This is a genomic window from Chryseobacterium tagetis (assembly GCF_016735585.2).
GTDB lineage: Bacteria > Bacteroidota > Bacteroidia > Flavobacteriales > Weeksellaceae > Chryseobacterium > Chryseobacterium tagetis.
Genome location: NZ_JAERSE020000001.1, coordinates 968,205 through 980,973, shown reverse-complemented (window position 1 = coordinate 980,973; position 12,769 = coordinate 968,205). Strand labels below are relative to the sequence as shown.

At 33.5% G+C, this 12,769-nt stretch carries 11 protein-coding genes; 3 read left to right on the top strand and 8 right to left on the bottom strand.

Going from position 1 to position 12,769, the window contains the following annotated elements; all coding sequences use genetic code 11:
* Positions 1 to 9 precede the first annotated feature (9 nt).
* Positions 10 to 1,491, top strand: a complete 1,482-nt coding sequence (locus JI747_RS04315; protein ID WP_225686522.1) for an aminotransferase-like domain-containing protein — start codon at positions 10 to 12, stop codon at positions 1,489 to 1,491.
* 60 nt (positions 1,492 to 1,551) lie between these two features.
* Here JI747_RS04315 and JI747_RS04310 read toward each other — a convergent pair whose 3' ends face one another.
* The 7 genes from JI747_RS04310 to JI747_RS04280 form a co-directional block, all read right to left on the bottom strand.
* Positions 1,552 to 2,070 (bottom strand): GNAT family N-acetyltransferase, encoded by a 519-nt coding sequence (locus JI747_RS04310; RefSeq protein ID WP_225686521.1) that lies wholly within the window; start codon positions 2,068 to 2,070, stop codon positions 1,552 to 1,554.
* Positions 2,071 to 2,082: 12 nt separating this feature from the next.
* Entirely contained in the window at positions 2,083 to 3,090 is a 1,008-nt protein-coding gene (locus tag JI747_RS04305; protein ID WP_225686520.1) for a S41 family peptidase, read from the bottom strand.
* 63 nt (positions 3,091 to 3,153) lie between these two features.
* Positions 3,154 to 3,948: a helix-turn-helix domain-containing protein gene (locus JI747_RS04300; protein ID WP_225686519.1), complete on the bottom strand. Its 795-nt coding sequence runs from the start codon at positions 3,946 to 3,948 to the stop codon at positions 3,154 to 3,156.
* A gap of 51 nt (positions 3,949 to 3,999) precedes the next feature.
* Complete coding sequence (locus JI747_RS04295; protein ID WP_225686518.1) at positions 4,000 to 4,581, bottom strand: 5'-methylthioadenosine/S-adenosylhomocysteine nucleosidase family protein; 582 nt, start codon at positions 4,579 to 4,581, stop codon at positions 4,000 to 4,002.
* A gap of 15 nt (positions 4,582 to 4,596) precedes the next feature.
* The gene (locus JI747_RS04290; RefSeq protein WP_225686517.1) at positions 4,597 to 5,295 is read right to left on the bottom strand and encodes a DsbA family oxidoreductase; all 699 of its coding nucleotides are present in this window, start codon (positions 5,293 to 5,295) and stop codon (positions 4,597 to 4,599) included.
* Positions 5,296 to 5,330: 35 nt separating this feature from the next.
* Complete coding sequence (locus tag JI747_RS04285; RefSeq protein WP_225686516.1) at positions 5,331 to 6,515, bottom strand: MFS transporter; 1,185 nt, start codon at positions 6,513 to 6,515, stop codon at positions 5,331 to 5,333.
* A 398-nt stretch (positions 6,516 to 6,913) separates the two neighbouring features.
* A complete protein-coding gene (locus tag JI747_RS04280) occupies positions 6,914 to 8,098 on the bottom strand; it encodes a dipeptidase (RefSeq protein ID WP_225686514.1) in 1,185 nt (394 codons plus the stop codon).
* Between the two features lie 202 nt (positions 8,099 to 8,300).
* Between JI747_RS04280 and JI747_RS04275 the strand changes: the two genes are divergently transcribed.
* On the top strand, positions 8,301 to 9,032 hold the full coding sequence (locus JI747_RS04275; protein ID WP_225686513.1) for an MBL fold metallo-hydrolase: 732 nt from the start codon (positions 8,301 to 8,303) through the stop codon (positions 9,030 to 9,032).
* 236 nt (positions 9,033 to 9,268) lie between these two features.
* Here the strand turns inward: JI747_RS04275 and JI747_RS04270 are convergent, their stop codons facing one another.
* A complete protein-coding gene (locus JI747_RS04270) occupies positions 9,269 to 11,251 on the bottom strand; it encodes an LTA synthase family protein (protein WP_225686512.1) in 1,983 nt (660 codons plus the stop codon).
* A 169-nt stretch (positions 11,252 to 11,420) separates the two neighbouring features.
* Between JI747_RS04270 and JI747_RS04265 the strand changes: the two genes are divergently transcribed.
* Positions 11,421 to 12,587 carry a hypothetical protein gene (locus tag JI747_RS04265; protein ID WP_225686511.1) on the top strand — a complete coding sequence of 389 codons (1,167 nt, stop codon included), beginning with the start codon at positions 11,421 to 11,423 and terminating at the stop codon, positions 12,585 to 12,587.
* Positions 12,588 to 12,769: the final 182 nt, after the last annotated feature.

Genomic DNA, 12,769 nt, shown 5'->3' with positions numbered 1-12,769 from the left:
TTTTATATTATGAATAGTCCGGTTGAAATTCCTTATAAAAGTTTTATTAAAATTGACAGAGATTCCGAATCTGCCATTTATATGCAGATCACGAATCAACTGATTAATGCAATTCAAAGAGGTTTTTTACCCTTTGGAACCAAACTTCCGGGAACAAGAACCTTAAGTCAGACTTTGGAAGTTCACAGGAATACCATTGTTGCGGTGTATGATGAACTTTTTGCTCAAGGTTGGGTAGAAAGCTTGCCCAATAAAGGAACTTTTATTATCGGTAAAAATGATGAAAAACCACTTGATTTTGATGATTTCAATAAAATAAACCTCAAAAATTATCCAAAATTCACAGGATTTAGTTTTAAAACTTCTAATATTCTAGACAACCCTTTTGAGCATTCAGATTGTGAATTTATTTTAAATGACGGTTCTCCGGATATCCGTTTAACTCAGATCGATCAACAATCCAGGATTTACAGCTCGACTTTAAAGAGAAGAGCCCATAAAATAGGACACTATAATCAGGACGGGAGTGAGTTTTTCAAGAAACACCTTTCTCAGTACCTCAATTTGTCAAGAGGATTACCGATTTCAAACCATAACCTGCTTATTACCCGAAGTACGGAAATGAGCATTTATATTGCTTCCGAGATCTTATTATCAGAAGGTGATACTGTTTTAGTGGGAGCTTTGAGTTATTTTTCTGTAAATATGATCTTTCAGAAAGCGGGGGTCAATATTGTTACGATTCCAATTGATGAAGAAGGAATTAATGTAGATGAAGTGAGAGAAATCTGTAAACGGAAAAAAATCAGGATGCTGTATCTGACGCCACATCATCACTATCCTACAACGGTTACTCTAAGTGCTCAACGAAGATTAGAATTATTGAATCTTGCCAATGAGTTCGGATTTATTATTCTTGAAGATGATTACGATTACGATTTTCATTATGATAAAAGTCCCATTCTTCCTCTTGCCAGTGCAGACACAAACGGCATGGTGATTTACATCGGTTCTTTCGGGAAATCTTTGGCTCCCGGTTTTCGTACCGGTTTCATTGTTGCTCCGGAAAATCTCATGACCGAAATGAGAAAATATCTGGGAATTATCGATCGGCAAGGCGATATTCTGATGGAACATGTATTAGGGGAAATGATTGCGGAAGGAGAAATCAACCGTTATTTAAAGAAATCATTGAAAATTTATCAGGAAAGAAGAGATCGTTTTGCAGAGCTGATTCAGGAGAATATTGGAGAATTTGTCCATTTTCAAAAACCTGCGGGAGGTCTTGCAATATGGATGAAACTGAATGCTAAGATCAATCTGATGCAGCTCAGCAGAAACTGTTTACAGAACAATCTTTTTATTCCCAAAACTCTTTTATATCAAAATCAGGAATTAACAGCTATGAGACTCGGTTTTGGGAATCTGAATACTCATGAAATGGAAAAAAGTGTAGAAATTCTTTCCGAAAATCTAAAGAAATTATTGTAATCTGCTTTGTCCAAGAATCGCAAAAACATAACAAGTCTTTACGATTCTTAGATTATATTTTTAATGAAGTGTTTTTTTCATCATCAGATCGGTCTGCTCTTCATTTCCTAATTTGAAAATATGGGTATCAAACTGAACAAAGCCATTTTTTCTGTAGAAATTAACCGCTCTCAGGTTTTCTTCCCAGACTCCTAACCAAAGGTATTTTTTGTTCTCTTCCTGAGCGATTTCTAAAGCTTTTTCATATAAAATCTGTCCTACTTTTTTACCGTGATGGCTGCTTTTTACATAGATTCTTTCAATTTCAAGAGAAGTTTCGTCCTGTAATTCGGTCTGTACTTTTCCTGAGTTTACTTTTAAATATCCAACGGGAACATCTTCTTCCCAGGCAATAAAAAATTGAGATTCCGGATGATTGATTTCTGCTGTTAATTTTTCTGAAGCAAAGCTTTTATTGAGGTAATTCTGCATTTCTTCTTCGGAATTATGGGCTGAAAAAGTTTCATAAAAGGTTTCTCTTCCAAGATTTTGAAGGGTTTCCAAATCTTTTATGGATGCTTTTTTGATGAGTATTGACATTATTTTGCTGAATTATTGTTTTAGTTTAATCATAAGATTTTTGATATCACTTTCCGAAAGTTCAGTTTTTGTTTTATTTTTTACAATTTCCTGTAAAGCTAATAAATGAGCTGTTCTTAAGGCATTTTCCTGAGTCACGATTGTGTCGGGAATTACTCCGGTATGCTCCCAGTTTTTCCCTGAATATGTAGATGTTATTTTTCCATCCGGAACCAATAAAAGATATTGGTTCTCAATATAATAATGATCGACAGGATTGGCGGCGCCTCCGGTTTTTTCACCAATGGCAGTCGCTAACTTTCTTTCCTGCAAAAAATAGGCAAAAGCCTCTCCTGCAGAGAATGTTTTTTGACTGGTAAGAAAATAAATATTTTTGTTGAGATATTTTTTCCCTGAAACGTTTGATTTTGTTCTGTTTCTGACTGTTTTTCCTGAATTTCGGAAATAAGTGGTGTATAAATCTGTTTTTTTATCGAAAAAATAACTGCAGAACTCAATAAGCATTGCATTGTCTCCGCCTCCGTTTTCCCGCAGGTCTATGATCAGAGCATTTGTATTTTCAACAAAATTCATGGCAGCTTCTAAAGCTTTTGCGCTGGATTTTTGTGCTGCAAACCCTTTATAATTAATATATCCGATATTGCCTTCCAGTCTTTCCACTTTTTCAAATCCAAAATTCTCAAGACTGTTGCTGAAATTATTTTGCTTTTCCTGCTCTTTCTCTGAAATTTTATTCTGGGTAGAATAATTGGGTAAGTATTTAACGAAAAAGTGCTTATCTTTTGTCACTGTTCTCAGCTTTTGTGTAAGGTTTGCAGCAAAATCTTTTTCATCTAATGAATTGAAGTTTTCGGATTTCATTTCACTCTGAAATAATGAATCAATACTTTTAAAAAACTTTTCATCAATATAGTTTTCTTTGATTTTTTCTGAAATTTCGGTCAGAATTTTTGTTTTATTACTTTGAGCCAAGATTGATGAACACAGTAAAATTGAGCTTACAAGACATATTTTTTTCATTGATGATTTAATTTGATACAAAAATAGCCGGAGAGGGAAAACCATAATTGTAAAAATGGAAACTCAGATAAAAAACCAAAGATTTTTTTCTTCTATATTTACATTTTCGAAAAATGTATGCGGCTGAATTTTCGTTAAATCTTTAAAGCTCTTAATGAAATGTGACTGGTCATAAAAAAGGTTTTCGTAAGAAAGTTCAGTCAAATTTTTCACGCTTTTATTTAAAGAAACAGCATTTCTGAAACGCTGAATTTTTCTGAATTCCGAGGCTGATTTTCCTAAATATTTTTTGCTTATTTTATTTACATACTGTCTTGAAATACCATGTTTTGCTGCAATTTCTTCAATTTTTAAGTCTGAATATAAAGCATTGACAACCGATTCAATGACAGGCATTTCTTTTTCTTTATATTTTGAAAGCCAATAGTTTTCGAGTGTTTCTATCTGGTTTCTTCTGTCTTTTTTAGCCAAAATCATTTTCATCAGTTCCGTAAAATCGGATGAAATAATTTCCTTTTCTAAAAACCTGCTTTCCTCAGAACTGAAAAAATGATAAATTCCTAAAGGTTTAAAATAAACGGTAATTTCGTTGATGGGCTGTTTATAATGAATTTCCACAGGAGAATTGCAGCGTGAAACAAAGTCTATAAAAATATTTTCCTCTTCGGATGCAGAAATTTCCACCTTGTTTTGATCGCGGAAAAAAGAAACGTTTTCGCAAGCTGAAATAATAAAATAATTATCCGGAAATGTAAGGTAATTCAAGGTTGCAGCAGAATCATCTTTTGAGATAAAATAATATCCTTCAATATATTTTTCAAGAATTGGATGATCGGGTTTGTAAAAATTAACTCTCATTTAAGTGTTTATTAAAAAACAAAATCTGAAGAAATTCTTCAGATTTTAAAGTTACGAAAATAGAATTTTTTTAAACGCTTCAGAAGCTAAATGAACTTGTACCGTCCAGTCATCGGCGGCGTCACTTCCTGCATCATCAGAAATATATTTTAAGCATAGAAACGGAATATTTTCTTTCATAGCAATTAACGCTAACGGATAAGCTTCCATATCTACAATATTATAATCAGTTTCAGAATGGTTCATTTCAAAACTGTCGCCACTTCCGCAAACTCCTTCGGGAAGATCATTTTTCTTTAATCCATATTCTAAAACGGGAGGAATTCCGGAAAGAGGAGTTTCATATAAACTGAATCCGAGACCTCTCACATCCATATCGCGCTGAATGAATTTTGTACAGCAAATCACTTCTCCTTTATGAAAATTTTTACTTCCTGCAGAACCTAAGTTTACGATTAATTTAGGCTTTCTTCGGTGAATTTCTTTAGTAAGCTCCATCGCAGCATTTACTTTACCGATACCTGTAATCAGTTTGTTTTTATCATTAAAAACCTTTCCGGCTTCGGAATCCAAAGCAAAAACGAAAAGCGTATCTTCAAGAGCAAATTGATGTTCGTTATTGATCGTTATCATGTATCCCTCTAAAAATTAAATTTCACATCCGTCCGTATCACAAGAAGCTCCTTTGTCTGACAGGTTTTTCAGAGGAGTAACAGTTTCGGTATACGTTTGCTGAAGAGCGTTTTCAAAAAGTTCTACAGGTTGAGCTCCCGAAACGGCATATTTTCCGTTCAGAATAAAGAAAGGAACTCCGGAAACCCCATTATTTCTTGCTTCAAGAATGTCCTGATTGATCTCATAATCGAATTCTTCAGAGGTTACAGCCTGTTGTGCTTCTTCTTTATCGATCCCTAAAGATTCAGCTAGAGAAACCAGTGTTTCAATATCTCCTACATTTTTCCCGTCAATAAAATGGGCAATGAATAAAGCTTCTTCCATCTCGTTGGCTTTATTGTATTTTTTTGCCAGATGCAAAAGCTTGTGAGCCGAGAAAGTATTTGTAATTAAAGCTTTTTCAAAATTAAAATCAATTCCAGCTCCTTTTCCCATCTGCGCAACCTGACCAATCATTTGCTGTGCCTGTGCTTCCGGAAAGCCTTTTTTCTCTTTGAAATATTCGATCGTATTTTTAGTTTCTTTCGGGTCTAAAGTAGGATCAAGCTGAAAGCTCTTCCACTCTATTTCCACTTCGTCTTTGAAAGGTAATTTTGCCAAAGCCTGTTCAAAATTGTTTTTTCCTATATAACAGAACGGACACATCACATCCGACCAGATTTCTATTTTCATTTTATTTATTTTTAATTGAATTTATAATTACAAAGTTAGTTCAAACTTAATCTTCTGCTGAATAATAAGTGTGCGATTAAGGCCAATATTCCCATTGTTGCTCCTACAGCACAAACTCCACTCCATTGTGCGTATTGCCAGGCGACAGAAGCTGTCCATGTTCCCAGAGAACCTCCGATGAAATAAGACACCATATACACTGTATTTAATCGGTTGACCGCATTGGATTTTATTAAAAAATAATTGGTCTGATTCATAATGTGGCTTGACTGTACTCCCAGATCGACCAAAATAACGCCAACAATGAGTCCCCAATACGTTTCTCCTGCAAAATAAGTGAAAGCCCAGCTTCCCAATACTATCAGAAGGGAATATAAAATAATTCTATCCAGATCTAAAAAACGCTGAAGTTTTCCCACTTTCGCGGCTGCTAAAGCTCCGACGGCTCCTGCCAATCCGAAACTCCCGACAACTGATGAACCGGCATTAAAAGGCGGTTTTTCCATGTGAAAGACCAATGTGGTAAATAATGCACACATCGATCCGAAAGCCATCGCACCACGAAAAGAAGCCAATCGTAAAACGGGCTGAGTTTTTGCCAGATGGAAAACAGATTTCATTAATTCTCTGTAAGTTCCTTTGAAATTAGGCTGTAAATCAGGCAACATTTTATAGACTGCAAACCATACCAAAACCATGATTCCGGCTGCAATTCCGAACATGGCTCTCCAACCCCACATTTCTCCAACGATTCCACCTACGAATCTGGATAAAAGAATTCCAAGTAATAATCCGGACATGACAATCCCGATATTTGAAGATTTTTCTTTATCTGAAGACAATTCTGCCGCTATCGGAACAAATAATTGCGGAATGACCGATGTTGCACCGATCAGCAAACTGGCTGCATACAGCATCCATAATTCCTGAGCGAAAGTCATCCATAGCAATGAAGCAAAAACCAAAACCAAATCTACTAAAATCAGTTTTTTTCGGAAAAGCTTATCTCCTAAAGGAACAATTAATAATAGTCCGGCTGCATAGCCAAGTTGTGTAAGAACTGAAATTTTACTTGCCGCACTTTCCGGAACATGTAAATCTTCTGAAATAAGAGCCAACAAAGGTTGGTTATAATAATTATTGGCAACAACAAGTCCTGAAATCACGGACATCAACCAAATGACAGTACGAGAGATACCGCTGGTAGAATTCATCTGCATAGTAAAAATTTGCTACAAATTTAGTTATAGAAAGGGTGAGTTTTCCCCTATTTCAGATTGTTAATAATTAATTGACAAATTAATGCTATCAATCGGAAACAGGAAATTCAAAGGTAAGGATTATTGAATTTAATTATTGGAATTTGAGGGAGGTTAAACTTTTTGGTCTTCCGCCACTATCCATTTTTTAATGATTTTGAAGGTTTTTGTAATTTATAAAAAGTAATTTTAGATATAATTTAGGTGACTCTATACAATTTTACACCATTGTCATTCTGACGCAAAAAGAATCTCATGATAGCTTAGATTCTTCATTTCACTGCGCTACATTCAGAATGACAGAGTCATACTAGTTGAGATAGCAGGATTAATGTAAAATTGTATATAATTACCATGATTTATTTCGTTGCAGCATCAAAAACTCTGCAGAAATTTCCGCCTCCTATTTTTTCAATTTCACTTTCTGTAAATCCTGTTTTCAATAAAGCCTCTACAACGGTATAATAAAAACCTTCTTTCTGGTCTTTCCATGCAAGATGGGTTCTTTCCCCGACTCTTTCTTCTTTTTTTCTTTCGGAATCCTGTTTCTTTTCCTCTTGATTTCCGTTGGGTTTAGGCTTTGATTCATTTGGGGATCGGTAAGCAGGAGTCAGCTTTGTGTCTGTTCCGATACAAACGTGATCGATGCCGATAACATCTACTAATGCTCTTATATTTTTTGCATGGTCTAAAGGTGTTTCTGCTAAATGGGTCCAAACTCCAATTACTCCGCCTGCTTCTGCAACAATTTTTGCCTGTTCTTTACTGATAAGCCTTGGCTTCATCATTTTAGCCATGAATTCATTATTCCCCAATTGAGAGTCAAGTCCTGTGTGAGAAATTAAAACAGGTTTTGTTGTTACTTTAAGAGCCATATCGATAGTCTCGTTATTAGCATGCGCAAGATCAATCAAGATTCCCATTTTATTGCATTCTTTGATAATATCGGAACCAAATGAAGTGAGTCCACCAAATTGTGGCTTACTGGTATACACATCTCCTAACGGAACTGAGGCATCATTATCATGCAACAGTCCTAACTGTCGAAGTCCTCTTTCGTAAGCAATATGTAACCGATCTATTTTTCCTTCCAGAAAATGGCCTCCTTCCACGGACTGAATTACGGTAGGAATATGTTTTTTATGATAGGATTTTAAATCTGAAAAATTTAATGAACGTTTCATCCCGTTGTCCTTAAGAATGACATCCATTGCGTCAAGTCCTGTAATGAATCTGTTGTAAGCATCTCCCGGATTTTCTAATTTCTGATAATCTACGGCAAAAGTCATACTGATCGCAGATAATCCTGATTTTTTCATTTCGCCCATTAAATCTACTTTAGGACCGGGTAATTCTTTAGCATTTAAAGGAACATCAATATGATTGTGAGTATCAATTCCTATAGTATTGGCAACGATTTTCGCAACTCTGGGATCAATTTCGGAAGTTGTCCAGGATAATAATGGATTGAGCATTAATACAGCTCCTGCTCCTCCAAGTGTTGTTAAAAATTTTCTGCGAGACCATTGTTGCGAATTTTCCATAAGATTAGTTTAAATTTTTATTACTAATTTTTGACAAAGAACTGTCAAAAAGCAATCGATTACACTCTTTTGATGTAGACTTGATTAAAATGTTAAATAAACTTTTAAATAATTTATAATCTTAAGTGATAATCGCTTTTACCAATGATCTGTATTGAGAAAAAGCTTTCTTTATTTTAAAAATTATGAAGAACTTTGTGGTATGAAAATTATACCATTAAAAGAAGGAAATTTTTCTACCAACAAGACCAAAGATTTTACGCTTTTAACAGATGAAAATAAGGATCTGATTAAAGGAATTAAAATGTCGGTCACTCCTTTTTTAATTATTACAGAAAATGATGTTATTCTGCTGGATGCCGGAATTGGATGGAAAAATGAAAATGGAGAAACTGTAATTTCTGAAATTCTCAGCAAAGAAAATATTAATCCCAATCAGGTAACGAAAGTTTTGTTATCACATCTTCATAAAGATCATATCGAAACAGTGATTACAAGAAACGGAAATGGTTTTGAAGCGACTTTTCCCAACGCAGAAATCTATATTCAAAAAAGAGAACTGGATTTCGCTATGGAAAATCAAGGAAATCATTCTTTTGACTTTGACACGCTGGAAAAACTGATTGAACTGGATAATATTGTTTGGATGGATGAAGATCAAGGTCAGATTACTGATGAGATTTCTTTTGAAGTAGTTGGAGGTCACACGCCTTTTATGCAGGTTTTCTGGATTAAAGAAAATAATGAAACGGTTTTTTACGGAGCGGATAATCTTCCACAGGAATCTTATTTAAAATATCATCTTGCTTATAAAAGTGATTTTGATGGAAAAAAAGCGATGGAACTAAGAGTGAAATGGCAGAAAGAAGCCATTGAAAATCATTGGAAAGTATTGTTATATCATGATCTTGATAAATCTATTCTAGAATTTTAATCGAATATTATTTTATATAAATGTCATTATGATTTCAAAATTAAAAATGATGTATGTATAGATTTCAACCATTAAGAAATTGAGATTCATTAAGGTGAAAATGACCTTATTTTATAATATAACAAATAGATCTTAACTTTCTTAATACCTTAATGGTTATTAAAAAAACATAAGATTCAAATAAAAACTCTTCTCTAAAATATAGAGAAGAGTTTTTTTTATATTGAAAAATCAGCTTATTTCTGCTTCATTTTTCCGTTTTTAAATCTTTCGCTTGCTGTTTGATAGTAAGCAATGGTTTCTGCAACCAAATTGTTGTTTTTAGACTTTACTTCAGATAGTGACTGATCTGCTCCGGTCACATTAAATTGCTTTACTCTCTTTCTGTCATCAATCTGCGTGAATACATTGTTTTTTAATAATCCCAATGTTCTGTAATTTCCTAAGAAGGCTCTTTCTTCACCTGGTTTTGTCTGATTAATATCTTTTCCATACAGACTTGTAGTGTAATTCCAGTTTAAATATCCGAATAATGTTGGCATAAGATCAATTTGAGAAGTCAGACGGTCTATTTTCTCCGGTGTATGATTCAGGTTGTAAATAATCGCAGGAATGTGGTGTTTTGCAATATTGATCTCCCATTTTCCGGCACTGCTTGCACAATGATCTGCAACAATTAAAAATACAGTGTTCTTGAACCAAGGTTTTGTTTTAGCCGTAGCAATAAACTGTCCTAAAGCATAGTCTGTATACTTCACCGCAGCATCTCTGTCTCCTTGCGGAAGATCGATCTTACCATTTGGGAAAGTATAAGGTTTGTGGTTAGATGTTGTCATAACAAACTGGAAAAAAGGTTTGTTTTCCTGACTGCTTTTATCAGCATATTTTATAGATTGCTTATAAAGATCTTCGTCACAGATTCCCCATGCATTTTCAAAATTGACGTCTTTGTCTTCTATCGCATATCTTTTGGTTTTAATTTCATCAGATAATGGGTTTCCTCTGTCTCTGTCTACAATATCAAAACCCTGTCCTCCAAAGAAGTTATTCATATTGTCAAAATAACCGTCTCCTCCGTAAATGAAATAAGGTTGATATTTTTTCGATTGTAAAACAGTAGAAATTGAGAATAAATTTTGATTATTAGGTCTTCTTACAATACTGTTTCCCGGTGTTGGAGGAACACATAAAGTTAAGGCTTCCATTCCTCTTACCGTTCTTGTTCCTGTTGAGTATAAATTAGTAAAAAATACACTTTCGTTGGCCATTTTATCGTAATTCGGAGTAAGATTATTCTTATTTCCGAAAGCAGTTAAGAAATCAGCACTGAAGCTTTCAATAGCAATCAGGATGATATTCGGATTTTGCTCATTCTCTCCTTTTGTAAGTCTTGAAATATCATCGTATTGTGTAGAGGTATAGCTTTGGTTATTTTGTATAAGGTTTTGCTTTAATGTTTTATAAGCTTCCTGATCCGATACTTTCGGATAGAATGTCTGATAATCTAGTTCATTCGATTTAAAAGCAGTTACAAAAGAAAATGCTCCGTTTTTTCCTAATTCATTAACAATTAAATTATTGCTGAATTCTGCCTGCTTATTTTTCAAAACCATTGCTAAAACTACAGTGATCGCAGCAAGGGGCAGGAAATATTTTGCCCGTGAAGCAAACGGCTTTTTGTCTGTAAAAGTATTTCTGAAAACCTTTAATTTTTTAAATACAACAAAAGTTAAGACAATTAAAAGAATCAAAACACCTGCAATAAGCGGTAAAGGATATGACTGGTTGATGTTTTCTACGACTTCATAAGTATAGATCAGATAATCTACTGCAATAAAGTTGAATCTAGCTCCAAATTCATCCCAAAACGGAATTTCTGCCAAGAGACTGAAATAAATGATAATGAAAATAAGCGTAAAATAAAAATAGCTGAAAATTTTGTCAAAAAGAGAGCCAATAAACCTCTTGGGAAGAACAAAAAGATATGCTGCGTACAGCAACATAAATAATGATCCTATTGTAAAATCAAAAAGAAAACCAGTAATAAAAGCCCTTAAAACAGAGAAAATATTAAAATCTACATCTTTTATCGAAACAATAAGAAAACCTGTCCTTATTAAAAAAGACAATGAAATGTATAACACTAAAATACTGAACAAAGCAGAAAATCGACCCTTGAAGATCTTCTGACACAGACTTGAAAAACTTTTTGAAGACATACTTATATTTAAAAACGTAAAGTAACTATTAAATTTTGAAAAAAATTTGAATTTGCCAAAAGTTTATAAAAAAAACTGATTATTGCTATTGAGTTTCACTCTTTTTTATTTCTTTACTTAGTGAGTTGGTTTATATTTGTAAATAAATAACCCTAAACAAATTCATACAATGAAACTGTCTATATCTACCCTTTTTATAATAAGCTCTACTCTGGTATTTTCACAAAAAAAATTGCCTGTTGTAAAATCTAATGCACAGGAAGTAACAATCATCGAAAACAATGAATTAAAAACAAACTGGTTTTTAAATCCTAAAGTAAAACCCGATACTTATACTACAGGAAAAAATGTAAAGTTTAAAAACGTAAAACTAAAAACCGATATAGACTCTATTGAAGTTAAGTTGAAACCAGACGAAAAATTTGATTTTATAGTCCTGTTTAAAGGAAAAGATTCCTGTCTTACCAGATTTGAAAGTCCGGAGATCAAAAACTTTTCTAAAGCTAAACCTGTTCAGAGAGATACTCTTTCTTTCGTTCTTACAGAGCAGAATAACATAAAGCTTAAAGGAAAACTTAATCATAAAGATGATGTTGATTTAATGTTTGATACCGGAGCAACAGGTTTTTATCTGATAAAAGATGCTATAAAAAAATACCTGAATCCTGCCGGAAAACAATTAACGATGAAGGATATCAGTAATAATGATTTCGCTGTAGGAAATCTGGAATGGAAACATCAGCAGGTTTATCCGATTGAAACAACAGGACACGGATGTGACGGTATGTTTGGCTGGAATGCTTTTGACGGTAAAGTGGTAGAAATAGATTATGACAAAAACATCATTGTCGTTCACACTAAACGTCCTAAAATAAGCAAAGACTACGAAAAATTTGAAATGGAACTGATGAAAGAACATTTCTGCATCAATGTAGAAATGGAAGTCAACAATAAAAAATATAAAAACAGGTTCTTATTTGATTCAGGATTTCAAAAAACATTGATATTGGATAATGCTTTAATTACAAAAAGTGGCTATCCAAAAGTAGATTTACCTGTAATCGCAAAAACGGTGGTGTATAATTCAAATAAAGACGCTATTCCTATGGAAACGGTACTTAATGAGAAATTGATCTTCGGGAAATATGTCTTGAAAAATGTCCCGGCTCAGATCAATTCATATAATCAGCCTGCAGGTTTTAGTACAAACTTTTTAGGAGGTGAAGTTCTGAAGCGTTTCAATAGCATTCTTGATTTTCAGAACAATGTGGTGTATCTGAAACCTAATCATCTGTTTAATGAAGCGTACAATATTCCTAAAAATGAAAAATCTTAATAGCAATAAACGAGTTTGAACTTTTTATTCAACCACAAAAGTCACAAAAGATTTATATGCTGTATAAAGTTGATTATTAAGCTGAAAAAGAATCTGAAAGTTTTTAAAAATCTTTGATTTTTATTCTTTTGAGAACTTTTACGATCTAATTAATAGCTTTATAAATATCTTTTGTGACTTTT